The organism is Sulfitobacter sp. 1A13368, assembly GCF_043557275.1.
GTDB classification, from domain to species: domain Bacteria; phylum Pseudomonadota; class Alphaproteobacteria; order Rhodobacterales; family Rhodobacteraceae; genus Sulfitobacter; species Sulfitobacter faviae.
In genome coordinates this window covers 159,909-182,417 of the sequence record NZ_JBIFFR010000008.1, presented here as the reverse complement: position 1 = coordinate 182,417, position 22,509 = coordinate 159,909, and the positions used below count along the sequence as shown (strand labels likewise).

Here is a 22,509-nt window from a genome sequence, read left to right as displayed (position 1 = left end):
CTACCCTCCCGCCGCGGCGCGGCGCATCATATTGGCCAGCCGCAGAGCCGATGTCGCAGCCCCATAGCCGTTGTCGATGTTCACCACGGTCACCCCCGGCGCGCAGCTGGCGAGTATCGAATCGAGCGCGACCCTCCCGCCGCGGGCGACACCATAGCCCACCGAGGTCGGCACACCAATGACCACCCCCGGCACCAGCCCGGCCACGACCGAGGGCAGCGCCGCATCCATCCCGGCAAAAACGATCACCACATCCATCTCGCGCAGCAACTCTTCCCGCGCGAGCAGACGCCACAGCCCGGCCACGCCCACGTCCGAAACCTCGGTCGCCGCCATCCCGCCATAGGCCAGCGTGCGCCGCGCTTCGGCCATAGGGGCATAATCAGAGGTGCCCGCACTGACGAGGGCGATGCGCGGGGTGCTGGCCAAGGGCCCGATCTCTCCCAAAATGGCGGTGCGCGAGGCGGTGCAGTAATCGACCCGTTGCGCCGCGTCGGCGGGCAGCGCGGCGAACTGCTCTGCCGTCAGCCGGGTCAACAACAGCCGCCGTTCCTCTGCCGCTGCATCGCCGATGATGGCGGCGATCTGCGCCACGGATTTATGCTCGCAAAGCACGGCCTCTTCGATGCCGATACGCCCCCCGCGGCCCCGGTCAAAGGTCACGTCTGGATGCCCGTCGGGGCCGGTCTTAGTGATGGACAAATGCACTTCCTCTTGAATAGGCCCGCAGATCAACCGCGCGCCCGTCATCCGTGGCCCGCCGAACCTGCGTCAATATCGCTGCACGTTTCTGGGCGGAGAGGCCCTCATAGACAAGCGGATCAAGCTCGACCACCCAGCCCCCGCGCAGGCGTCGACAGCGCAGGGTGATATTGCCCATGACCTCACGCAGCAGGGTCTCTACCCGGTCGATCACCGCCAGATCCGCAGGCTCCACCCGCAGGCCGGTCTCGATCCGGCTGGCCAAACAGGGGGCGGCTGGCAGTTCAGCCAGATCTCCCAGCCCGAGCGCGCGGGCCAAGGTGCGCACATCCGACTTGGACATCTGCGCCTCAACGAAAGGGTGCAGCACGCCGTGCTCCGCCGCGGCTTGTAGGCCGGGACGGTAGTCCGACAGATCATCGGTATTGGTGCCCGCCGCCACCAGCGGCCCCATGCGCGCCAAAGTGCCATAGAGGTTCGACTTGCAGAAATAACAGCGATTGACCGGGTTGGCGCGATAGGCGGGATCGGCGAACTCCCCCGCGTCGACCAGCTTCAGCGGCAGGCCCCAAGTGGTGGCGAAATCCTTCACCCGCGCGGTCGCCGCCGCCGGAACGGCGGGTGAGACCGCATGGCAAAGCGTCACGCCCGCCGCGCCGCGCACCTTGGCCGCGGCAGCCGAGAGCGTCAGGCTGTCGATCCCCCCGCTGAGCGCGATGGTTAGTGAGCTGGGCCGCGCAAGGGCGGCGTGGAGGGCGGCAGGAACGGTCACTCTGCCAGCCCGTCCTCAGTCTTGAGCTGTGCCAAAAGCCGCCCGCTCGACATCTGCAGGTGGTCGCGCATCCGCTGGCGGGCGCGTTCCGCGTCACCCTCGGCGATAGAGGCGGCGATGTCGTAGTGCTCCTGTATCGCATCTCGACTTTCGCCCCCGCGCTTCAACGCCTGCAACCGTCCGGCCAGCATCGTCTCGCGCAGGCTGGCAACAAGATAGTTAAACAGACTGAGATAATAGCTGTTGCCCGTCGCCTCGCAGACCGCGCGGTGAAAGCCGAGGTCGGCACTGACCCCCGCCGCGACCGCAGGACCGCCGATCTGGTTGCTTTCATCATAGGTCGCAGCGGCACGCTCGATCTCGGCGCGGGCCTCGGGGGTGGCGCGGGCGGCGGCGATGGCAGCGGCTTCGATTTCAAGCCCCATGCGCAGCTCTAGGATCTGCTCAAGCTTGCGCTGGCTTTCCATATCGCGCTCAGGGATGGCAAAGCCCTGACGGGGCCTGTCGCTGGCGACGAAAGCCCCCCGGCCCTGACGGCTCGACAACATGCCTTCGGCCTTGAGACGCGACACTGCTTCGCGGATCACCGTGCGGCTCACGTCGAAATCGCTCGCTAGTGTGGTTTCGGAGGGCAGCACATCGCCCACGTTCCACACGCCATTCACCACGTTGTGGCGCAGTACCTCGGTCACTTGATCGCTCAGCGTGGCACCATCGACGAGGGGCGCGGTCGCCTGAAGATTTGCAGCCATAATAACAACTTCCTTTCGCCGATTGGACCACCTGTATGACAAGCTGTCAATAATCAGAAGGTAGGGCCTACCGTTACGTTACAAGCAGAATACAACATTACAAGTAAGAGGAAATCCCCATAAATTTGTATTTTTAATTGACAGGCTAGAGATTCCCCCGCAGTCTGCGGATCACGGCAAGAGGATGTCAGGGGGGAGCCCGGAACCCATCCAGTAGCTGCCGACACACAGTCAAAACTCGGGAGGAGTTTCTATGTCACCCATCTTCAAATCGATCCGTCGCACCACAGCGGCCACCATCCTTTTCGCCGTCGCAGGCGCCGCCGCCCATGCGCAGAGCTTTGTCATGGCGACCGGCCAGCAGGGCGGGTCGTGGTATCCCGTGGGCGGCGCGATCAAGGCGATTGTGGAGCGTGAGAACCCCGATATGGACATCACCGTCACGCCGGGTGCGGGTGTGTCGAATGTGGTTGGTGTAGACGCGGGCCGCTTTGGCATCGCCTTCGCCAATTCGATCTCGACCGTGGACAGCCTGTCGGGCAAAGAGCCGTTCCGCAAGGCCACGACCAATGTCTGTAACCTTGGCATTCTTTATCCGCAGTATTTCCAGATCGTCGCGCTTGAAGATTCCGGCATCAAGACCATTGCCGACATGAAGGGCAAACGCCTGACCACACAGCAGCTTGGCAACACCGGCGAATTCCTGACGCGCGAGCTTTTGTCGACTGCGGACATGACCTTTGACGACCTCGACAGCGTCGCCAACACGTCCTATTCCGACTCTGCTTCGCAGATGAAAGACGGTCAGGCCGATTTCTTCACACTGGGGTCGTCCCTGCCAACCGGCTCGGTCATGGATCTGGCCTCCTCGCGCAAAATCCGCCTGATCGACGTGGATGAAGAGACCTTTGCCCACTTCAAAGACAAAAACGCCGCCTTCCAGCGCCGCGAAGTCAAGGCGGGCGCCTACCCCGGTTTCGATGAGACCGTGCATGCGATCAGCTATGACACCCATATGGTCGCGCCCTGCGACTATGACGGTGAGATCGTCAAATCCGTGCTCGGCGCGATTGCCGATAACAACGACAGCTTTGCCGCGATCAGCAAGTCTATGGCGAACCTGACGGTAGAGGAAATGGCCACCGACATCGGCGTGCCCTTCCACCCCGCCGCGAAGGAGTTCTACGCAGAGCGTGGCGTCTCGGGGATGTAATTCCCTTCCGACACGAAACGGGTCGGCCGGAGCCAAGTGCTTCGTCCGGCCCACATCCATAAGGTCCCTGCGCCCCGTGCATTCCGCGTGCTGACACACGGAGGCCGCCTTCCACTCTAGACGAGAGAACCCCCATGCAACTGTCGATCTTTCTGGACAAGATGCCCCTGATTACCCGCATAGCAAGGCTGATCCTGATCGGCATGGCTGTGTGGCATCTCTATGTCGCCTTCGTCGGCCCGCCTAACCCCTATATTATGCGCGGCGTACACGTCGCTCTGGCGCTTCTGCTGATTTTCTTGACGGTGAACCGCAAGGGTCTGCGCAATGATGTGCCCAGTTGGTATGATGTGGTCATCGGGCTTTTCGCGGCGGGTGCTGCGCTCTATCCTTCCTTTAACCTTAATTACATCACGCAGCGCTTTCTCTACGTCGATCCGCTGATGCCGATGGACATCGTGGTGGGGATCACGCTGGTCGTCCTGCTGCTGGAGGCCACGCGCCGGATGCTGGGGCCGATGCTGCCGATCACGGCGCTGCTGTTTCTCGGCTACGGCCTCGCCTTCACCTCGACCCTGCCCTCGGTGATCCTTGAGCAGTTGTTCATGACGCCCGAAGGCATCTTCGGCATCCCGATCGCGGTTTCCGCGACCTATATGGTGCTTTTCATCCTCTTCGGCTCTTTGGTCGAGCGGATGGGCGTGGGCCAACTCTTCATGGATTTCGCCGTGGCGCTTACCGGGCGTCAGGTCGGCGGTCCGGCCAAGGTGGCCTGTGTGACCTCGGGCCTCTTCGGGTCGGTGTCCGGCTCTGCCGTGGCCAATGTGATGACGACCGGCACCTTCTCTATCCCGCTGATGAAACGCATGGGGTTTAAACCCGCCTTCTCCGGCGCGGTCGAAGCCGTGGCCTCGACCGGGGGGCAGATCATGCCGCCCGTCATGGGGGCTGCGGCCTTTGTCATGGCCGAATACCTCGGGGTCGGATACCTCACGGTTGCGAAATACGCGCTGGCGCCCGCGATCCTGTTCTATGTGGCCCTTTTTGCCGCGGTCCATTTCGAGGCCAAGCGCAAGGGCATCGGTTCGGTCCCGAAAGAGGATCAAGTGCCGCTGAAAACCGTCCTTGTCGAGCGTGGCCACCTGTTCTTGCCGCTGGCAATCATCGTGGGCGTGCTGATGCTGGGCTATTCGGCCCCCTATGCGGCGCTTTGCGGTATCGTCTCGGTCGTGCCCGTGGCGGCGCTGCGCAAGACGACACGGCATTACGTCACCGTCGACAACATCCTCGAAGCGCTCGAAGGCGGCGCGCGCAACGTGCTGGCGATTGCCGCAGCCTGTGCCTGTGCGGGCATCGTCGTCGGCGTGATCGACATCACCGGCCTTGGCCTGACCTTCTCGAACTTCGTGATCGAAGCGGCCCAAGACACGCTGGTCATCGCGCTCTTCCTGTCGATGATTGCGGGCATCATCCTTGGCATGGGGATGCCGACCACACCGGCCTATATCGTGCAGGTCGCCCTGCTGGTGCCGGCGCTGGTGAAACTGGGCGTGCAGGTCGAAGCGGCGCATCTCTTCGTGTTCTACTTCGCCATCCTGTCGGCCATCACACCCCCCGTCGCCATGGCGGTCTATGCCGCCAACACCCTGTCGCACGCCAAGATCGTCGAGGCGAGCTGGGCTGCCGTGAAACTCGGGGCCACCGGCTTTATCGTGCCCTTCATGTTCGTCTATGAACCGGCGATCCTGATGCAGGGTTCGGCCACCCAGATCACCTTGGTCCTGTTGCAGGCCACCATTGGCGTCATCCTGCTGGCCGCCGCCCTGCAACGCTACTACTTTGGCCAACTGTCCAACGTGCTGTCGGTGGTGCTTTTCGCGGCATCGCTCTTGCTGATCTATCCCGATCTGCGGCTCACCGCCTCGGGGCTGGTCATCGCGGGCGTTATCCTGGCCTTCCAAAAGGCCAGGAACCCCAGTCCGAAAAGCCAAGCGGCCACACATACTTAAATCTTAGAACGAACGAAACGGAGCCTTCTCCATGCTGCAAAAAACATCCCTCAAGGCGCGGACCGGCGGACAGGTCCTTGTGGATCAGCTTTTGATCCACGGCGGCGACACCGCCTATTGCGTGCCCGGCGAAAGCTACCTTGAGGTGCTGGACGCGCTGCATGACGTGCAGGACCGTTTCAACCTGATCAACGCGCGGCACGAAGCCGGGGCCGCGAATATGGCCGAGACCTATGGCAAGCTCACCGGCAAGCCCGGCATCTGCATGGTCACCCGCGGCCCCGGGGCCTGCCACGCGGCCATCGGGGTGCATATCGCACAGCAAGACAGCACGCCGATGATCCTGCTCGTGGGCCAGATCGCCCGCGACACCACCGACCGCGAAGCCTTTCAGGAAGTCGACTACCGCGCCATGTTCGGCCCCATCGCCAAATGGGCCACCCAGATCGACGACCCGGCACGCGTCCCGGAATATATGGCCCGCGCGTTCCGCGTGGCGACCTCGGGGCGCCCCGGTCCGGTGGTGATCTCCCTGCCCGAAGACATGCTGACCGAGGTGGTTTCCGTGGCCGATGCCCGGCCCTATACGGCCACCCATGCGGGGCTATCGCCAGATAGCCTCGATATGCTCAAGACCGAGATCGCGCAGGCCGAACGGCCCCTGCTGCTGCTCGGCGGCTCCGGCTGGTCGGATGAGAGTGCGGCGGCCATCACCCGCTTTGCCGAGGCCAACAAGATCCCCGTCACCACCTCTTTCCGGCGACAGGACATCGTGAACAACCTCTCGCCGGTCTATGCAGGCGATTTCGGCACCTCCACCGCGCCCAGCCTCTACGCGCATCAACGCGAGGCGGATTTGCTCATCGTGATCGGCGCGCGTTTGGGCGAGATGACGACCAAGACCTACACCACCATGCAATCGCCCAACCCCGAAACCCGTCTGGTGCATCTCTACCCCGAGGCGGATGAGATCGGCCGTGTCTATTCACCGGATTTGGGCATCGCGGCGGCGCCCGTCGCTGTGGCCGCTGCCTTGGACGGCGTCGATCTGGGCCGGGCAGAGGCATGGGGCGATTGGTGCGACAAGCTGCATGCCGATTACCTCACCGATACCGAAGCACCCAATGGCGGGGAATGGGACCTCGACATGGGGGTGGCCCTTGCGCAACTGCGCGATGAGCTGCCCGATGACGTGGTGGTCACGCTCGACGCGGGCAACCACACCGGCTGGGCGCAGCGGTTCCTGCGCTTTGGCCGTCCGGGCCGGATCGTCGGCTCCACCTGTGGCGCGATGGGCTATTCCGTACCCGCCGCCGTGGCCGCGTCGATTGCAGACCCTGAACGGCTGACGCTCTCCTTCGTCGGCGACGGTGGCTTTATGATGAGCGGCAATGAACTCGCCACCGCCGCGCAATATGGCGGGCGGCCCATCGTGTTGCTGTTCAACAACGGCATCTACGGCACCATCCGCATGCATCAGGAACGCGACCACCCCGAACGCATCTCGGGCACCACCTTGCAGAACCAAGACTTCGTGAAGATGGCCGAAGGTCTGGGCGCCCATGCCGAACGGGTGACCAAGACCGAGGATTTCGCCGCCGCCTTCACCCGCGCCCGCGAGAGTGGCCGTCCGGCGCTGATCGAACTGGTGACCGACCCCGAGCAGATCTCGACCCGCACCACGATCAGCAAGCTGCGCGCGGCGGCCCAGAAAAAAGTCGACGCCGACCAGCGCTGAAGGATGACCCAGATGACGACCCTGACCGCGCCGCCCCGCGCAGAGGATACGGACGCGCAAGACCATGCCGCCCTGCTGGACGCGCTGCGCGACGCCATTGGCCCTGCCCATGTGGTGACCGACGCCAAGGATTTCGACGCGCGTTTGATCGAAGATCGCGGACTGCGGCGCGGCACGGCGCTGGCGCTGATCCGCCCAGGCTCGACCGAGGAGGTCGCCGCCTGCATGCGCCTGTGCCATGCCGCCGAGGTGCCGGTCACACCGCAGGGCGGCAACACCGGCCTTGCGGGGGGCGGCGTGCCCGATGGCGGCATTATCCTCACGACCGACCGGCTGAACCGTATCCGCGCGGTCGATCCGACCAATGCCACGATGACGGTCGAGGCGGGTTGCATCCTTGCCAATATCCAAGCGGCAGCGGATGAGGTCGACGCGCTCTTCCCGCTCTCGCTTGCCTCCGAAGGTTCCTGCCAGATCGGCGGTAATCTTTCGACCAACGCAGGCGGGACGGCGGTGCTGCGCTATGGCAATACCCGCGACCTCGTGCTGGGGGTCGAAGCGGTGCTGCCCGATGGACGGGTGCTGAATGACCTGAACGGCCTACGGAAAAACAACACCGGCTTTGACCTCAAACACCTCTTTATCGGCGCCGAAGGCACGCTTGGCATCATCACGGCGGCGGTGATCAAACTCTTTCCCAAACCCACCGCCCGGGCCACCGCGCTGGTGGCCTGCACCGGCCCCGATCCGGCGCTCGCCCTCTATGCGCGGACGCGCGGCCAGACCGCCGACACGCTTTCGACATTCGAGTATATCGACCGGCTGGGCTTGCAAATGGTGATCGACCACGCGCCCGGCTGTAGCGATCCGATGGCCGAGGCGCATCCCGCCTATTGCCTGATCGAACTTACCGGCAATGGCGCGCAGACAGACCTCGACGCCCGGCTGGAAACCGCATTGGAAGCGGCTTTCGAGGCGGAGGAGATCATCGACGCCGTGATCGGCGCATCGGAGGCGCAGAAAGACGGGCTTTGGGCGCTGCGAGAGAACCTGTCAGAGGCGCAGAAACCCGAAGGCGCGTCGATTAAACATGACGTTTCGGTCCCGGTGTCGCGCGTGGCGGATTTCATCCGTGAGGCGACCCAAGCCTGTATGGATCACATGCCCGGCCTGCGCCCCTGCCCCTTTGGCCATTTCGGCGACGGCAACCTGCATTTCAATCTCTCGCGCCCGGTGGATATGGCGGATGCGGCGTTCCTTGCCGAATACGGGGCCTTCAACCGGATCGTGCATGATATCGTGCACCAGATGGGCGGTTCTTTCTCGGCGGAACATGGCATCGGCACCTTCAAGCGCGCCGAGCTGCGCCGGTACAAGGATCCGGTCGCGCTGGAGTTGATGGCGCAGATCAAGGCCACCCTCGACCCGGGCCATTTGATGAACCCGGGCAAGGTGCTTTGACCACTTAACCGCGCCCCGCGAAGGGCATTTTAGTAGCCATCACGGTGACGAACATGGCGTTGGAGTCGAGCGACAGCTTCGCCATGTAAGACAGCGTTTCGGCCACGTCGTTCACATCCATGCGCGGCTCGGACATGCGGCTGCCATTTGGTTGCAGAATGCCATCCGCCATCCGCTCGGTCATCTCGCTCGCCGCATTGCCGATGTCGATCTGTCCGCAGGCGATGTCATGCGCCCGCCCGTCGAGCGACAGCGCGCGGGTCAACCCGGTGATCGCGTGTTTCGTCGCCGTATAGGGCACCGACAGGGGGCGCGGCACATGGGCGCTGATCGAGCCGTTGTTGATGATCCGCCCGCCCTTGGGGCTCTGCCGTTTCATCAGGGCGAAAGCCGCGCGGGCGCAGAGGAATGACCCGGTCAGATTGGTCGCGACGATGTCGTTCCACTCCGCCACGCTTAAGCCGTCCACCTCAACCGCCGGACCATTGCGCCCGGCATTGTTGAACAGTAGATCCAGCCGCCCAAAGGTCGTCTCCACCCGCTCGAAAAGCGCGCCGACCTCCGCCTCGACCCCCACATCGGCAGCCACGGCGATATGCCCCTGCCCATCGAGCTCCGCGCAGGCCGCGTCGATCTTATCCTGCCGCCGCCCCGTCAGGACGAGAGTGAAACCGTCCTTCGCCAAACGCTGCGCACAGGCAAGGCCCACCCCGCTTCCGGCCCCCGTGATCAGAGCAATCTTTTGATCCATCTTTCCATTCCATCCCTTTTGACACCCTGCGGGCCGTTGTGTGGAATCTAATATATATGATCGCGCAAGAATAGGTTTTTTCGCTATTTTCTGGTTTGGCGCCTCGTTCAACTTGGCTATCTCACATTCGCGCGAGCGCACTAGACGACCGGTCTATTATTCCTTAGGTGCCCCGGTATGACAGAGGCAAAGAAATCAGATCAGACGCGGCAACGCATTTTGGACATAGGGCGCAGCCTCGTGCTGCGGCACGGGTTCTCTGGCGTTGGCCTGTCGCGCATTCTGAGCGAAAGCGGCGTGCCCAAGGGCTCTTTCTACTATTACTTCGCGTCGAAAGAGGCTTTTGGCACCGCGATGTTGGCCGATTACGTCGAGGCCTATCTCGACCGTGTCGATGCGCTGATCGCGGCCCCGGGAACGGCGGGCGACAAGCTCGACAGTTTCTGGGATGCATGGCTCAACCAATCCAGCGCCCCGGGGATCGCCAGCGCCTGTTTGGTGGTGAAACTCGGATCCGAAGTCGCCGACCTGTCGGAAACGATGCGCGAAACGCTCGATCAGGGTGTCGATGCTCTGGTCGCCCGAATTGCCCAATTGCTGCGCCAAGGCGCAGAGGATGGGACCGTCCGGGTGCTCGAAGACCCTGAGACCACAGCCCGCATGCTCTATGCCAAATGGCTCGGCGCTGCGGTGCTGGCCAAACTGGCACGCAGCGATGCGCCCCTGCGCATGGCGCGCGCTGAAACCTCTGCCCAACTCTCCCCCACCGGGGGCCAATTCCCAACCTGAAAGGAAACAGCATGTTCGCTGCCATCCACGACACATTCGGCGAGCCCGCCGAGGTTCTGACCACCCGCGAAACCGACAAGCCCGCGCCCGCCGCAGGCGAAGCGCTGCTGCGCATGGTGCTCTCGCCCATCCACAACCACGACCTTTGGACCGTGCGCGGCAACTATGGCTACAAGCCCGAACTGCCCGGCGCCATCGGCGGCTCCGAAGCGCTTGGCATCGTCGAGGCCGTGGGCGAAGGCGTTGATGAGGCTCTGATCGGCAAACGCGTCACAGCTGCCGGGTTCCACGGCGCTTGGGCTGAGTATTTCACCGCCCCCGCCGCGGGCCTGCTGCCCCTGCCCGAGGCAATCTCGGACGAAGCCGGCGCGCAGTTGATTGCCATGCCCTTCAGCGCCCTGTCCCTCTTGGAGACCCTCAAGGTCGGCGAAGGCGATTGGCTGATCCAAACCGCCGCCAATGGCGCGGTCGGCAAGATCATGGTCGGTCTGGCCAAGGCGCGCGGCGTCAACCTGCTGAACCTCGTCCGCCGCGAAGGCGCCGCCGAAGAGATGCGCGACACCGGCGCGGAACATGTCCTCTCCACCGAAGATGCGGATTGGCAGAGCAAAGCGCGTGAGTTGATCGGCAAAGAGGGCGCGGTCTCGGCCATCGATTCCGTCGGTGGCGAGTTGGGCGGCCAACTGGTCGAACTGCTGGGGAAGGACGGAGAGTTGATCGTCTTCGGCACGGCGACGGGCCAGCCGCTCTCCATGTCTTCGGGCGAATTGATCATGAAGCACATCACCGTCAAAGGCTTCTGGGGCTCGCGCGTCAGCGGCGAGATGGCGGCTGAGACGCGGGGCCGCCTGATTGGCGAATTGGTGCAACTGGCCGCGAAGGGCCAACTGCCCCTCGACACCGGCGGCATCTACCCGCTGGCCGAGGTGACCGAGGCGATGAAAGCTGCGCTGACCACGGGCCGTGGCGGCAAGGTCATGCTGCGCCCGTGATCGGAATTTGACGACAGCGGCGGCCCTCCCTCCCCGGGGCCGCCGCCCCATGCTCGGAATGCCCAAGTTTCGGACAGCACCGCGATTTTCCGCCCATTTTTCAGGCAAACCCGCCGTGCAGGCGGCTCCGAACCGCCTCGGCGATGACTTTACCCCGTCTCTATGGTGATTGAAAAATCATCAGACTTTACCGGGCGGAGCGTTCCTCATTCTCATCGACAGCAGCATAAACAGCCCCCAAGCGACCCCGGTGCAGCCACGCGCTATTGGTGCTGCGATGGTCTCGGCCAAGGCTGCGCGGGGCGGGTCGACAATCGGCGAATTGCGCCAGTCGGGCGCGATGAAGCTGCTCTTCCCCCGCCCCGACCCCGCGCTGTTGCAAGCGATCGTCATCAATTCCGCAGGCGGCATCACCGGCGGCGATAGTTTTGCTCTGACGGCCCGTGCCGAAGCGCAAGCGGCGCTCAGCCTCACCACGCAGGCCGCCGAACGCGCCTATCGCGCGCAACCGGGGCAAGTGGCAGCCCTGCGCAACACCCTTACCGTCGACTCCGGCGCGACGCTGCATTGGCTGCCGCAAGAGACCATTCTCTACGACGGATGCGCTCTGCGGCGGCATCTGACGGTCGAACTGGCGCAAGACGCCTCTCTCCTGCTGGTGGAGCCGCTGGTCTTTGGCCGCGCCGCTATGGGCGAAACCCTGCGTCATGCCCATTTCCGCGACCGGATCGAGGTCAACCGCGCGGGCCAGCCGCTTTTTCACGACGCGATGACGCTCAGCGGCGATGTCACCGCGCATCTGGGGGCGCCGCACATCGCGGCCGGGGCCGGTGCCCTTGCCACGCTGATCTATGTGGCCCCCGATGCCGAAGCGCGGCTGCCCCGGCTTCGCGCCCAATTGCCCGACAGCGCCGGGGCCAGTCTCATCGGTCCTGACCTGCTGGTCGCCCGGATCCTCGCCGCAGATAGTTTCGACCTTCGCCAATCGCTCGTCCCGATTTTGGGCACGTTGAGCGGTGACACCCTTCCCCGATCATGGATGACCTGACGTGCAACTGACCCCGCGAGAGAAAGACAAACTGCTGATTTCAATGGCTGCCGAGGTCGCCCGCAAGCGCCTTGCGCGGGGGGTCAAGCTGAACCACCCCGAGGCCATCGCGCTCATCACCGACACCGTTGTCGAAGGCGCGCGGGATGGCCGCAGCGTGGCCGATATGATGCAGGCCGGTGCCCATGTCATCACCCGCGACGACTGTATGGAGGGGGTGGCCGAAATGATCCCCGAGGTGCAGGTCGAAGCCACTTTTCCCGACGGGACCAAATTGGTCACCGTGCACAACCCCATCAGATAGGATATCCCATGCCGCGTTTTGCCCCCCTTCTTGCCCTGCCGCTTATGTCGCTCGCCATGGCGGCCTTCGCCCATAGCGCGCCGCTCCCCCACAGCCATGGCGGAGAGGGTGACGGATCGCTCGCCGTCTACCTGATCGCCGCCGCGGCCTTTGCGCTATCGGGGGGGATCCTCGTCCTGCGGCGTCTGAAGACCGCCAAAGCATGATCCCCGGAGAGATCATTCCGGCGGAGGGCCTGTTGACCCTCAATGCCGACAGCACGGCGATCACGCTGATGGTCGCCAATACCGGCGACCGCCCGGTGCAGGTCGGCAGCCACTACCATTTCGCCGAGAGCAATCCCGCGCTTGAGTTCGACCGCGCCGCCGCGCGGGGCTTGCGCCTCGACATCGCGGCAGGGACTGCGGTGCGTTTCGAGCCCGGCCAACGGCGCGAGGTCGCGCTCATCCCGATCGGCGGGGCGCGGCGGGTCTTTGGCTTTAACAGCGCGGTGATGGGAGACCTCTGATGCCTGCACAGATCAAACGCGGTGACTATGCCGCCATGTTCGGCCCCACGGTGGGCGACCGGGTGCGGCTGGCCGATACGGACCTTATTATCGAAGTCGAGCGTGACCTGACCACCGGCGAGGGCCGGGCCTACGGCGAAGAGGTCAAATTCGGCGGCGGCAAGGTGATCCGCGACGGCATGGGCCAGTCGCAGGTCACCCGCGCGGGCGGCGCCGTGGACACGGTCATCACCAATGCGCTGATCGTCGATCATACCGGCATCTACAAGGCCGATGTCGGCCTGAAAGACGGGCGCATCGCCAAGATCGGCAAGGCAGGCAACCCCGACACGCAGCCGGGGGTCGATATCATCATCGGGCCGGGGACCGAGGTGATCGCGGGCGAGGGGCGCATCCTCACCGCCGGGGGGTTTGATAGCCATATCCATTTCATCTGCCCGCAACAGATCGAAGACGCGCTGCATTCGGGACTGACCACCATGCTCGGCGGCGGCACTGGCCCTGCGCATGGCACTTTGGCCACCACCTGCACGCCGGGCGGCTGGCATATCGGGCGCATGATGCAGGCCGCCGATGCCTTTCCGATGAACCTCGCCTTTGCTGGGAAAGGCAATGCCTCGCAACCCGCCGCGTTGGAAGAGCAGATCAACGCAGGCGCCTGCGCGCTGAAACTGCATGAGGATTGGGGCACCACCCCGGCGGCCATCGACTGCTGCCTTGGCGTGGCCGATGCGATGGACGTGCAGGTGATGATCCACACCGACACACTGAACGAGAGCGGCTTTGTCGAACATACCGTGAAGGCCATGAAAGGCCGCACGATCCACGCCTTCCACACCGAAGGCGCGGGCGGGGGCCATGCGCCAGATATCATCAAGATCTGCGGCGAAGAGCATGTGCTGCCCTCCTCGACCAACCCCACGCGGCCCTTCACGGTCAATACTTTGGAAGAGCATCTGGATATGCTCATGGTCTGCCACCACCTCGACAAGTCGATCCCCGAGGATGTGGCCTTTGCCGAAAGCCGCATCCGGCGAGAGACCATCGCCGCCGAAGACATTCTGCATGACATGGGGGCGTTCTCGATCATCGCCTCTGACAGTCAGGCCATGGGCCGGGTCGGAGAGGTCTTGATCCGCACATGGCAGACCGCCGACAAGATGAAAAAGCAGCGCGGGCGGCTGCCCGAAGAGACGGGCGACAACGACAATTTCCGTGTGCGCCGCTACATCGCGAAATACACCATTAACCCCGCCATCGCTCATGGCATCTCGACCCATATCGGCAGCATCGAAGAGGGCAAGCGCGCCGATCTGGTGCTGTGGAACCCCGCCTTTTTCGGGGTGAAGCCCGAGATGGTCTTGCTCGGCGGCAGCATCGTCTGCGCGCAGATGGGCGACCCCAACGCCTCGATCCCCACGCCGCAGCCGGTCTATTCGCGGTCCATGTTCGGCGCCTATGGCCGGGCGGTGGAAAACTCCGCCGTGGTCTTTGTCAGCGAAGCGGCAGAGGCCGCGGGAGTGGGCGGCAACCTCGGCCTTGCCAAACAGACGCTTGCGGTGCGCAACACCCGCGAGATCGGCAAGCGCGATCTGAAGTTGAACGACGCGCTGCCCGAGGTTGAGGTCAACCCCGAGACCTATGAGGTGCGCGCGGATGGTGAATTGTTGACCTGTGAACCCGCCTCCGTGCTGCCCATGGCGCAGCGCTATTTCCTGTTTTGAAGAGACCGAGATGACCCCAATCCTTTGCCAAGAGATGCGCCGCGCCGGAGCGTGGTCCGATGCCAGTGACCGGGTCGAGCTGACCTATGACGGGCGCTTTCTGCGCCGCAAGGTGCTGACCACGGCGGACGGGCTAGCGTTTCTGGTCGATCTGGCGCAGACCACCTCGCTCGACCACGGCGACGCCTTCGTGCTAGCCGACGGGCGTCTCATCGAAGTAGTGGCTGCCGACGAAGCTCTGCTGGAGGTGACCGGCCCAGACCTGCCGCGCATCGCGTGGCATATCGGCAACCGCCATACCCCCTGCCAGATCGACGCCGACCGGCTGGTGATTCAGCGCGACCATGTGATCGCCAAGATGCTCGGCCAGATCGGTGCCACCACGCGAGAGATCACCGGCCCCTTCCGCCCCGAAGGCGGTGCCTATGGCCATGGGCGCACCCATGGGCATGATCACGGCCATGTTCACCACGCTGTTCACAATCACGACCACCCGCATGACCATGCGCATGGCTGACACCCTACAGGCCGACGCCCTTTTGACCTTGGTGCAGATGCTGTCGCCCTCCTACCCGGTGGGCGCCTTCGCCTATAGCCATGGGTTGGAATGGGCGGTGCAGAACGGGGATGTGGCGGGGCAAGACAGCTTGGCCGATTGGCTGGGCGGCGTGTTGCGGCATGGGGCGGGTCAGGCGGATGCGCTTTTCCTTGCGGCGGCTTATCGCGCGGATGACCCATCGGAGATCGACGCGCAGGCCCGCGCCTTTGCCGCCTCTGCCGAGCGGTTGAAAGAGACCGTGCTACAGGGCGAAGCCTTTGCCCGCGCCAGCGCCGCGATCTGGCAGCACGACATGCCGCCGCTTTGCTATCCCGTCTCCGTCGGACGCGCCGCACGGCTGCAAGGGCTGCCGCTGCGCCAAACGCTTGAGATGTTCTTGCACGCCTTCACCGCCAACCTCGCCACCGCGGGCATGCGCCTGATCCCCTTGGGACAGACCGAGGGGCAGATCGTCATCCGCGGCCTTGCGCCACTCTGTCTTGAGGTCGCCGCGGCGGCAGAGGACGGCACGCTCGACGATCTCTCCTCCACCGCCTTTCTCTGCGACATCGCCGCGATGAAACACGAAACCCAATATTCAAGGATTTTCCGCACATGAAACGCAACAACGGCCCTTTGCGCGTCGGCATCGGCGGCCCGGTGGGCGCGGGCAAGACCACTCTGACCGCCGCGCTCAGCCGCGCGCTGCGGGATCGGCTGTCCATCGGCGTAATCACCAATGACATCTACACCCAAGAGGATGCCGAGGCGCTGATGCGCATGCAGGTGCTGCCGCAAGACCGTATCATCGGGGTCGAGACCGGCGGCTGCCCGCATACGGCAATTCGCGAGGATGCCTCGATCAACCTTGCCGCCGTGGCGGAGATGGTTTCGCGGCACCCGGATGTGGAAGTGGTCTTGATCGAAAGCGGAGGCGACAACCTGTCGGCCACCTTCAGCCCTGAACTCGCGGATGTGACGCTCTATGTGATCGACGTGGCGGCGGGGGAGGAGATCCCCCGCAAGGGCGGCCCGGCGATCACCAAGTCCGACATTCTGGTCATCAACAAGACCGACCTTGCCCCCCATGTCGGTGCCTCGCTCGAGGTCATGGAGCGCGACAGCGCGCGGATGCGGCCGGACCTGCCGACGGTCTTCTGTGCGTTAAGGTCCGGCGAGGGGATCGACGCGCTGCTGGCGCATCTGGCGCAGGTCGGGGGGCTCGACCTCGCCCCCATGGACCCGGTGAGCGCGGCTTAATCGCGGTAGACCTCGGCCATCCGGTCGCGGAAGGCGTGCAGAAGGCTGCCATCATAGCCCCGGTGCGGCACCCCATGCCAAAGCGCGTTGAGGATCGCGTCCTCAACCGCTTCGACCGCGGCGATAAAGAAGGCATCCATCCGGTCTTCGTTCAACCGCTCGACGCTCTGCGTATCGGCCCCGCCGCGCGTGATGCGGTTGGCGGTCGAAAAGGCCAGCGCGATGTCGCCGCTTTGATGGCCGATGTGGCTGCCCAACCGGCCAAGGGCCGCGGCGCTGCGCCGGGCCATGCGGGTCAACTGCCGCGAGCCCATCGGCGCGTCGGTCGCCAGAATGATGATGATCGAGCCCTTGTCGGGGTCATCCCCCGGCCCCGGCGGCGGCAGCTGTTGGCCAAAAACCCGCAGCGCGCTTTGCTGGCCGAAATTCGACAAGACCAGCGCGCCAAGGTCGAACCCCGCGCCGCCCGGCAGGGTGACCCGCCGCGAAGCAGAGCCGAGACCACCAGCATAGCCGAAGGTCTTCATCCCGCTACCGGCCCCGACCGTGCCCTGCGCAAACGCTGGCCCGCAAGCCGCAATCGCCGCCTGCGCGTGATCCTCGGTCACCGCCAGCGCCTGAATGTCGTTCACCGTGCCGTCGTTGCATTCCAAAACCAGCGGGTTGACCGTGCAAAGGCCCCGCCCGATCTCGGGGTTTTCTGCAACCGCCCGCCGGATCAGTGCCGTGCTACAGGGGCCGACGCCAAAGGTGTTGGTCAGCAGGATCGGCGTCTCGATCTGGCCCAGTTCGGCCAGTTGCATCAGGCCCGCGCTTTTGCCGAAACCGTTCAGCACGGCGACGCCCGCAGGCACCGGATTGCGGAAAAGATCACCTTCATGCGGCAGAACTGCCGTCACCCCGGAGCAAAGCCCCTCCCCGCGTAGGTCTTGGCTGCCCACACCCACCCCCGCGACATCGCAGATGGTATTTCGTGGCCCCGTGGGCAGGGTCCACCAGTTCTTGCTGTCGATCGTATTGCGCATTTTGCCTTCGAGAGTTTGGATTACGTTGGCGCGTCAATCCGCGCCAAAAAGATCGCGGGTGAAGACCTTGTCGGGGACATCCGCCAGATCGGGGTGACTGCAGTTGGCCACGATCACATCCGCGCGCGTCTTGAACGCTTCCAAATCGCGGGTGACTTCGGAGCCGAAGAAGCGTTCCTCTTGCAACACCGGCTCATAAACGATCACCTCGATGCCCTTGGCCTTGAGCCGCTTCATGATCCCTTGGACCGAGCTTTGGCGGAAGTTGTCCGACCCGGCCTTCATCACCAACCGGTAGATGCCCACCCGCTGAGGGCCAAGCGCCAGGATCTGCTCCGAGACGAAATCCTTGCGGGTGCGGTTTGCCTGGACCACGGCGTTGATCAGGTTTTGTGGCACGTCAGAGTAATTGGCCAGTAACTGTTTGGAATCCTTTGGCAAACAATAGCCCCCATACCCAAACGACGGGTTGTTGTAATGCCCACCAATGCGCGGGTCGAGGCAGACACCGTCAATGATCTGCCGCGTATCCAGCCCATTGGTCAGCGCGTAGCTGTCCAATTCGTTGAAATAGGCCACCCGCATGGCAAGGAAGGTATTGGCAAAGAGCTTGACCGCCTCCGCCTCGGACGCACCGGTAAAGAGCATGGGAATGTCGTCGGCGATTGCCCCCTCGGCCAGCAGTTGCGCGAAGCGCCGGGCGCGTGGGCTGTCTTCGCCGACGACGATGCGCGAGGGGTGGAGGTTGTCGTATAGCGCGCGGCCCTCGCGCAGGAATTCCGGGCTGAAGATCACTTGGTCGCTGCTTAACTCGGCGGAGAGGCCCGCGGTATAGCCCACCGGGACGGTGGATTTGATGACGATGGTGGCCGTTTTGGTGACCGCCAAGACATCCCGCACCACCGCCTCAACACTGGAGGTGTCGAAGACATTGGTGCGCGGGTCATAGTTGGTCGGCGTGGCGATGAGCACGTATTCAGCCTCGCGATATGCCGCCTCTGCGTCGGTCGTGGCCCGGAGGGTGAGGGGCTTTTCCGCGAGATATTGCTCGATCTCCGGATCGACGATTGGCGCGCGGCGGGCATTCACTTGCGCCACCCGTTCTGCGTTCAAATCGACCGCTGTTACCTCATTGTGCTGCGCCAGCAGCACCGCATTCGAAAGCCCGACGTAGCCGATACCGACAACGGCGATCTTGGTCTTGGACATAAGCGTGGGCCTTTCTTGCGCGGCGTGGCGTAATGTTAAACTGCGGCTTTCGTTTTGAAAAGGCTCCGCCTGACAGAGAGTTAGGGCGGTTGGGCGAAAGTGAAAGCCGTATCGTGAACCTTCCGCCCGCGCCGTGCGATGGGGCAGAACCGCCGCTTGTTGCGCGCGGCCCGAACGGTGGGTTGTCAGGCTGGCAAGACTTCCTTCTCACAGTCTCAGGCGACCCATAACGCGGAGAGCCCCGATGCCCGACACCTCTGAGCGCCTATCCCTGCCCTATTTGATGCCCGCACAGGCGCAAAAACATGTGACCCATAACGAAGCGCTGCAACGGCTCGATCTTCTCGTGCAGCTTGCGGTCGAAGGCTTTGACGCCAACACGCCGCCCGCCCTGCCGCAGGCGGGGGAGATTTACGCCCTCGGTGATGCGCCGACAGAGGTTTGGGCGGGTCATCCCGGTGAACTGGCCGCCTGGGTCGGAGAGACTTGGCAGTTCACCGCCCCGCAAGACGGCTGGGTCGCTTTGGATAAATCGACCGGGATTCTGCACCGTCGGGGGGCTGGGGCTTGGACCGAAGTCTCGCCCCCCGATCTGGCGAACCTCTCCGGGCTGGGGGTCAATACGGATTACGACAGTGGCAATCGCTTGTCGGTCTCCTCCCCGGCGAGCCTGTTTACCCACGAAGGGGCGGGGCATCAGCTGAAGCTCAACAAGGCCAGCGCCGCCGATACCGCGAGCCTGCTGTTCCAAACCGATTGGTCTGGCCGTGCCGAGATGGGCACGGCGGGGCAGGATGATTTCGCCATCAAGGTCAGCGCCGATGGCAGCAGTTGGACCACCGCACTGGCCTTTGACGCAGCGAGCGGCATCGCTTCAGGCGCGGCGCTGACGCAGGACGTAGGTGATGCGACCGTGGGTCGGCTGCTGCGGGTCGGGGATTTCGGCATCGGCGCTGACGCGGGGCCGCTGGTGACGGACCTCGACGCGCATGATCTTTCGGGCAGTTTTTCAAGCTATGGCGGCGCTCATGCGCAGGCGCCTTCCGGGGCCAACCCTTTCCCGGCGCTGAATGGGGTCTTCGGCCTGCTCTGCGGCAATAGCACCTTGGGCGGGCAGAGCGCCTATCTGTGGCAGTTCGCCTTGGGAATCGACACGCCGGGTCTGGCCTTTCGTGTCCGGGCGACGGGGACATGGGGCGCGTGGCAGCCCCTGTGGTCCGGGGCGAATACGACCGTGGATGCCAATGGGTTCATCAAGGAAGCCAGCCCGATCGTGCGCCTGTTCCGCGATGGCAGTGAAGAGCCTGCGGTGCCTTTGGGTGCAGGGTTCGAACGGATCGGGCTCGGCCATTACCGATTGTCGAATGTGCCGCCGCTCGCCAGCCGCGGCTGGCAGATCGAAGCGCCGCAGGATGCGAATGGCAATCGGCTGGTTCATGTCGCGTGCAGCTATGATGCGGGCACGCTCGATATCCGCACCCGCAAGGTGATCTGGCAGGACGGCTGGGCCGGCGGTGCGCCTCGTGACATTCCTGATGGCCGTTGGGTCGACCTGCGGTTCGACATGCGCTGAGGGGAAATGGCCGGGCAGCCGTCAGATGTTTCCGCGCAACTGCTCGACCTCATAATTGCCACCGCATAGCAAAACGACAGAGGTCTGGCCCGCGTAGTTCTGCGGCCCTGCCAGATAGGCCGCCAGCGCCAAAGCGGCGGCCCCTTCGACCAGCATGTTCTCTTCCCAAGCTAACACTTTTAACGCTTCGGCGATCTGATCCTCGTCGCAATGGATGATCTCGTCGATCACCGCGCTTGCGAGCGGCAGGGTCATCGAGCCAGCATCGACCCCGCCCGCCACGCCATCGGCCAGCGTGTCGAGATGTTCCGTTTCGACGATCTTGCCCGCTTTGATCGACGCGGCCAGCGCGCAGCTATTCGCAGCGCTCACACCGATGACGCGGGTCTGCGGCGAGAATTCCTTGATCACCGATCCCATGCCCGAGATCAGCCCACCGCCGCCCATCGAGACGAAGACATTGTCGATGCCTTCGATCTGGTCGAGCAGTTCCAGCGCGGCGGTGCCCTGCCCCGCGATTACCTCGGCATCGTTGTAGGGTGAGATATAGGTATAGCCCTCAGCCTCAGCCAAACTCTGCGCATGCAGCTCTGAAAGCGAGGCATCCGCCCCATGGATCACGACCCTCGTGCCGTAGCTTTCAATGATCTTGCGTTTCTTGGCGACGACGGTTTCGGGCAGTACCACGATCAACTCATGCCCCGTGGTCTGGGCCGCAAGCGAGCAGGCGATGCCGTGGTTGCCGGAGGATGCGGTGATGACAGGCCGGTCGAGCGGCACCGTCGTCAGTTTTGCACTGGCGCCGCGCAGCTTGAATGACCCGGTATGCTGGAAGTTCTCGGCTTTGTAGAACATCCGCGAGCCCTCTGCCATTGGCAAGCGGGAGGCGATCACCGGGGTGCGGTAAACCGCGTCCGCGATCTTGCGATGAACCACGCAGGAACGGGCGGCGCTTTGGGCGATCAGGTCTGAGGCTGACGGCATGATGGGCTCCATCTAGCTTGACTGTGCTGCACCGTGACGCGCGAGGAAAGCGGAGACACGCGCCAATCCGTCGCGCAAGTCCGCCGTCGAATTGGCGAAACCGATGCGCAGCCAGCCCTCCATGTCCATGGCGCTGCCGGGGGTGAAGAGGACGCCCTCTTCCTCCAGTAGCTGCGTGCAGAAATCACGGCTCGGCAACGGCAGGTCGTATTTCAGCAGCGCCGTGGTGCCCGCTTGCGGTTTCACCCATGAGATCAGCGGCTCGGCCTCGACCCAATCCGACAGGATCGCGAGGTTCTCACGCGTGATCCGATGTGCGCGGTCGAGGATCTGGGCGCGGTTTTCAAGGGCAAGGGCCGCGAAATACTCGTCAATCCGCCCGACGGAAATCGTGTTGTAGTCGCGGTGGATCATGATGTCTTCCAGCAGGGTCTTCGGCCCCGCGACCCAGCCCACGCGAAGCCCGGCAAGCGAATAGGCCTTGGACATCCCCGCCGTGCTGATACCACGCTGGTAGAGATCGCAGATCGAGGCGGTATAGCCGTTCCCCGCCTGATCGGTGCCGCGATAGACCTCGTCGCAGAGCACCCATGCGCCGCTGCCGCGCGCGATCTCGGCGATCTCTAAGAGCATCGCGCGGTCCATCAGCGCGCCGGTCGGGTTGTTGGGGTTGTTGGTGGCGATCATCCGCGTGTCGGGCCGCATCATCGCGCGCAGCTCTTCAAGGTCGGGCAGGAAGCCGTTCTCGGGGCGCAGATGCAGCAGTTCGACCTCGGCGCCGATGCTTTCGGGGATCGAGTAATGCTGCTGGTAGGTCGGCACGATGGCGATGACATGATCGCCGCGGCTGACCAGCGTCTGATGAACCAGCGCATTGGCCCCGATGGTGCCGTGGGTGGTCAGCACGTTCTCCCGGGACTGGTTCTCGTAGAGCCCCGCCACTGCGTCGCGCAGCCGGTCCGTGCCCTCGATCGCGCCATAGCCCATGCGCATCTCGCGCAATTCGCCCAGCACGGAATTGTCGACGCCCGCCATGTCAATTAACTCACCCAAGGTGATCGAGTCCACGCAGGTCTCGGCGAGGTTGTAGCGGCAGTGGTTCTCGAATTCGTTCATCCACATTTCGACCCCAAAGGTCTTGATATGCATGGTGTTTC

At 63.9% G+C, this 22,509-nt stretch carries 23 protein-coding genes; 15 read left to right on the top strand and 8 right to left on the bottom strand.

Annotation, left to right across the window (positions count from 1 at the left end; translation table 11 throughout):
* From larB to ACGYK4_RS15930, 3 genes are read right to left on the bottom strand one after another with little or no spacing between them, the layout of a single operon-like run.
* The gene (larB, locus tag ACGYK4_RS15940) at positions 1 to 702 is read right to left on the bottom strand and encodes a nickel pincer cofactor biosynthesis protein LarB (RefSeq protein WP_394457333.1); all 702 of its coding nucleotides are present in this window, start codon (positions 700 to 702) and stop codon (positions 1 to 3) included.
* Positions 689 to 1,474, bottom strand: coding sequence for an adenine nucleotide alpha hydrolase (locus ACGYK4_RS15935; RefSeq protein WP_394457332.1), 786 nt, complete (start codon positions 1,472 to 1,474; stop codon positions 689 to 691). Before ACGYK4_RS15935 ends, larB begins: the two co-directional genes overlap by 14 nt.
* Positions 1,471 to 2,226, bottom strand: a complete 756-nt coding sequence (locus ACGYK4_RS15930; protein WP_394457331.1) for a FadR/GntR family transcriptional regulator — start codon at positions 2,224 to 2,226, stop codon at positions 1,471 to 1,473. Before ACGYK4_RS15930 ends, ACGYK4_RS15935 begins: the two co-directional genes overlap by 4 nt.
* A 253-nt stretch (positions 2,227 to 2,479) precedes the next feature.
* Here ACGYK4_RS15930 and ACGYK4_RS15925 point away from each other — a divergent pair, with 253 nt between their 5' ends.
* The 4 genes from ACGYK4_RS15925 to ACGYK4_RS15910 all read left to right on the top strand — a co-directional run bounded on the left by ACGYK4_RS15925 (position 2,480) and on the right by ACGYK4_RS15910 (position 8,647).
* On the top strand, positions 2,480 to 3,439 hold the full coding sequence (locus ACGYK4_RS15925; RefSeq protein WP_394457330.1) for a TAXI family TRAP transporter solute-binding subunit: 960 nt from the start codon (positions 2,480 to 2,482) through the stop codon (positions 3,437 to 3,439).
* A 134-nt stretch (positions 3,440 to 3,573) separates the two neighbouring features.
* Positions 3,574 to 5,448 carry a TRAP transporter permease gene (locus ACGYK4_RS15920; protein ID WP_394457329.1) on the top strand — a complete coding sequence of 625 codons (1,875 nt, stop codon included), beginning with the start codon at positions 3,574 to 3,576 and terminating at the stop codon, positions 5,446 to 5,448.
* A 31-nt stretch (positions 5,449 to 5,479) separates the two neighbouring features.
* Positions 5,480 to 7,186: a thiamine pyrophosphate-binding protein gene (locus tag ACGYK4_RS15915; protein WP_394457328.1), complete on the top strand. Its 1,707-nt coding sequence runs from the start codon at positions 5,480 to 5,482 to the stop codon at positions 7,184 to 7,186.
* Between the two features lie 12 nt (positions 7,187 to 7,198).
* Positions 7,199 to 8,647, top strand: a complete 1,449-nt coding sequence (locus ACGYK4_RS15910; protein WP_394457327.1) for an FAD-binding oxidoreductase — start codon at positions 7,199 to 7,201, stop codon at positions 8,645 to 8,647.
* Between the two features lie 4 nt (positions 8,648 to 8,651).
* On the opposite strand, the gene ACGYK4_RS15905 is transcribed toward ACGYK4_RS15910, so the two are convergent.
* On the bottom strand, positions 8,652 to 9,398 hold the full coding sequence (locus tag ACGYK4_RS15905) for an SDR family oxidoreductase (RefSeq protein ID WP_394431386.1): 747 nt from the start codon (positions 9,396 to 9,398) through the stop codon (positions 8,652 to 8,654).
* Positions 9,399 to 9,575: 177 nt separating this feature from the next.
* Between ACGYK4_RS15905 and ACGYK4_RS15900 the strand changes: the two genes are divergently transcribed.
* The 10 genes from ACGYK4_RS15900 (at position 9,576) to ureG (ending at position 16,561) form a co-directional block, all read left to right on the top strand.
* On the top strand, positions 9,576 to 10,187 hold the full coding sequence (locus ACGYK4_RS15900) for a TetR/AcrR family transcriptional regulator (RefSeq protein WP_394431388.1): 612 nt from the start codon (positions 9,576 to 9,578) through the stop codon (positions 10,185 to 10,187).
* 11 nt (positions 10,188 to 10,198) lie between these two features.
* Positions 10,199 to 11,179, top strand: coding sequence for a zinc-binding dehydrogenase (locus tag ACGYK4_RS15895; protein WP_394431390.1), 981 nt, complete (start codon positions 10,199 to 10,201; stop codon positions 11,177 to 11,179).
* A gap of 250 nt (positions 11,180 to 11,429) precedes the next feature.
* Complete coding sequence (locus ACGYK4_RS15890; protein ID WP_394431392.1) at positions 11,430 to 12,227, top strand: urease accessory protein UreD; 798 nt, start codon at positions 11,430 to 11,432, stop codon at positions 12,225 to 12,227.
* A 1-nt stretch (position 12,228) separates the two neighbouring features.
* Complete coding sequence (locus ACGYK4_RS15885) at positions 12,229 to 12,531, top strand: urease subunit gamma (RefSeq protein WP_067263701.1); 303 nt, start codon at positions 12,229 to 12,231, stop codon at positions 12,529 to 12,531.
* A gap of 8 nt (positions 12,532 to 12,539) precedes the next feature.
* Positions 12,540 to 12,737 (top strand): hypothetical protein, encoded by a 198-nt coding sequence (locus ACGYK4_RS15880; protein ID WP_073037937.1) that lies wholly within the window; start codon positions 12,540 to 12,542, stop codon positions 12,735 to 12,737.
* A complete protein-coding gene (locus ACGYK4_RS15875) occupies positions 12,734 to 13,039 on the top strand; it encodes an urease subunit beta (protein WP_067263695.1) in 306 nt (101 codons plus the stop codon). The genes ACGYK4_RS15880 and ACGYK4_RS15875 overlap by 4 nt, the downstream gene beginning before the upstream one ends.
* Positions 13,039 to 14,763 carry an urease subunit alpha gene (ureC, locus tag ACGYK4_RS15870; protein ID WP_394457326.1) on the top strand — a complete coding sequence of 575 codons (1,725 nt, stop codon included), beginning with the start codon at positions 13,039 to 13,041 and terminating at the stop codon, positions 14,761 to 14,763. The genes ACGYK4_RS15875 and ureC overlap by 1 nt, the downstream gene beginning before the upstream one ends.
* A 10-nt stretch (positions 14,764 to 14,773) precedes the next feature.
* Positions 14,774 to 15,280 (top strand): urease accessory protein UreE, encoded by a 507-nt coding sequence (ureE, locus tag ACGYK4_RS15865; RefSeq protein ID WP_394457325.1) that lies wholly within the window; start codon positions 14,774 to 14,776, stop codon positions 15,278 to 15,280.
* Positions 15,273 to 15,920 carry an urease accessory protein UreF gene (locus tag ACGYK4_RS15860; RefSeq protein ID WP_394457355.1) on the top strand — a complete coding sequence of 216 codons (648 nt, stop codon included), beginning with the start codon at positions 15,273 to 15,275 and terminating at the stop codon, positions 15,918 to 15,920. The genes ureE and ACGYK4_RS15860 overlap by 8 nt, the downstream gene beginning before the upstream one ends.
* Positions 15,917 to 16,561, top strand: coding sequence for an urease accessory protein UreG (gene ureG, locus ACGYK4_RS15855; protein ID WP_394431401.1), 645 nt, complete (start codon positions 15,917 to 15,919; stop codon positions 16,559 to 16,561). Before ACGYK4_RS15860 ends, ureG begins: the two co-directional genes overlap by 4 nt.
* Here the strand turns inward: ureG and ACGYK4_RS15850 are convergent.
* Positions 16,558 to 17,586, bottom strand: a complete 1,029-nt coding sequence (locus ACGYK4_RS15850) for a P1 family peptidase (protein ID WP_394457324.1) — start codon at positions 17,584 to 17,586, stop codon at positions 16,558 to 16,560. The genes ureG and ACGYK4_RS15850 overlap by 4 nt on opposite strands.
* Positions 17,587 to 17,619: 33 nt before the next feature.
* A complete protein-coding gene (locus ACGYK4_RS15845) occupies positions 17,620 to 18,795 on the bottom strand; it encodes a nucleotide sugar dehydrogenase (RefSeq protein WP_394457323.1) in 1,176 nt (391 codons plus the stop codon).
* Positions 18,796 to 19,039: 244 nt separating this feature from the next.
* Between ACGYK4_RS15845 and ACGYK4_RS15840 the strand changes: the two genes are divergently transcribed.
* The gene (locus ACGYK4_RS15840) at positions 19,040 to 20,368 is read left to right on the top strand and encodes a DUF2793 domain-containing protein (RefSeq protein ID WP_394457322.1); all 1,329 of its coding nucleotides are present in this window, start codon (positions 19,040 to 19,042) and stop codon (positions 20,366 to 20,368) included.
* Positions 20,369 to 20,389: 21 nt separating this feature from the next.
* On the opposite strand, the gene ACGYK4_RS15835 is transcribed toward ACGYK4_RS15840, so the two are convergent.
* Both ACGYK4_RS15835 and ACGYK4_RS15830 read right to left on the bottom strand, forming a co-directional pair.
* Positions 20,390 to 21,352: a pyridoxal-phosphate dependent enzyme gene (locus tag ACGYK4_RS15835; protein WP_394457321.1), complete on the bottom strand. Its 963-nt coding sequence runs from the start codon at positions 21,350 to 21,352 to the stop codon at positions 20,390 to 20,392.
* A 12-nt stretch (positions 21,353 to 21,364) separates the two neighbouring features.
* A complete protein-coding gene (locus tag ACGYK4_RS15830; RefSeq protein WP_394457320.1) occupies positions 21,365 to 22,501 on the bottom strand; it encodes an aminotransferase in 1,137 nt (378 codons plus the stop codon).
* Positions 22,502 to 22,509: the final 8 nt, after the last annotated feature.

What these genes read in the sequence shown, in the direction of transcription:
- ACGYK4_RS15895 (WP_394431390.1), top strand. Translation starts at nt 10,199, where the DNA reads ATGTTCGCTGCCATCCACGACACATTCGGCGAGCCCGCCGAGGTTCTG.
- ACGYK4_RS15880 (WP_073037937.1), top strand. Translation starts at nt 12,540, where the DNA reads ATGCCGCGTTTTGCCCCCCTTCTTGCCCTGCCGCTTATGTCGCTCGCC.
- ACGYK4_RS15905 (WP_394431386.1), bottom strand. Translation starts at nt 9,398, where the DNA reads ATGGATCAAAAGATTGCTCTGATCACGGGGGCCGGAAGCGGGGTGGGC.
- ACGYK4_RS15850 (WP_394457324.1), bottom strand. Translation starts at nt 17,586, where the DNA reads ATGCGCAATACGATCGACAGCAAGAACTGGTGGACCCTGCCCACGGGG.
- ACGYK4_RS15840 (WP_394457322.1), top strand. Translation starts at nt 19,040, where the DNA reads ATGCCCGACACCTCTGAGCGCCTATCCCTGCCCTATTTGATGCCCGCA.
- ACGYK4_RS15930 (WP_394457331.1), bottom strand. Translation starts at nt 2,226, where the DNA reads ATGGCTGCAAATCTTCAGGCGACCGCGCCCCTCGTCGATGGTGCCACG.
- ureC (WP_394457326.1), top strand. Translation starts at nt 13,039, where the DNA reads ATGCCTGCACAGATCAAACGCGGTGACTATGCCGCCATGTTCGGCCCC.
- ACGYK4_RS15910 (WP_394457327.1), top strand. Translation starts at nt 7,199, where the DNA reads ATGACGACCCTGACCGCGCCGCCCCGCGCAGAGGATACGGACGCGCAA.
- ACGYK4_RS15900 (WP_394431388.1), top strand. Translation starts at nt 9,576, where the DNA reads ATGACAGAGGCAAAGAAATCAGATCAGACGCGGCAACGCATTTTGGAC.
- ACGYK4_RS15875 (WP_067263695.1), top strand. Translation starts at nt 12,734, where the DNA reads ATGATCCCCGGAGAGATCATTCCGGCGGAGGGCCTGTTGACCCTCAAT.
- ureG (WP_394431401.1), top strand. Translation starts at nt 15,917, where the DNA reads ATGAAACGCAACAACGGCCCTTTGCGCGTCGGCATCGGCGGCCCGGTG.
- ACGYK4_RS15860 (WP_394457355.1), top strand. Translation starts at nt 15,273, where the DNA reads ATGGCTGACACCCTACAGGCCGACGCCCTTTTGACCTTGGTGCAGATG.
- ACGYK4_RS15845 (WP_394457323.1), bottom strand. Translation starts at nt 18,795, where the DNA reads ATGTCCAAGACCAAGATCGCCGTTGTCGGTATCGGCTACGTCGGGCTT.
- ACGYK4_RS15925 (WP_394457330.1), top strand. Translation starts at nt 2,480, where the DNA reads ATGTCACCCATCTTCAAATCGATCCGTCGCACCACAGCGGCCACCATC.
- ACGYK4_RS15915 (WP_394457328.1), top strand. Translation starts at nt 5,480, where the DNA reads ATGCTGCAAAAAACATCCCTCAAGGCGCGGACCGGCGGACAGGTCCTT.
- ACGYK4_RS15830 (WP_394457320.1), bottom strand. Translation starts at nt 22,501, where the DNA reads ATGCATATCAAGACCTTTGGGGTCGAAATGTGGATGAACGAATTCGAG.
- ureE (WP_394457325.1), top strand. Translation starts at nt 14,774, where the DNA reads ATGACCCCAATCCTTTGCCAAGAGATGCGCCGCGCCGGAGCGTGGTCC.
- ACGYK4_RS15920 (WP_394457329.1), top strand. Translation starts at nt 3,574, where the DNA reads ATGCAACTGTCGATCTTTCTGGACAAGATGCCCCTGATTACCCGCATA.
- ACGYK4_RS15835 (WP_394457321.1), bottom strand. Translation starts at nt 21,352, where the DNA reads ATGCCGTCAGCCTCAGACCTGATCGCCCAAAGCGCCGCCCGTTCCTGC.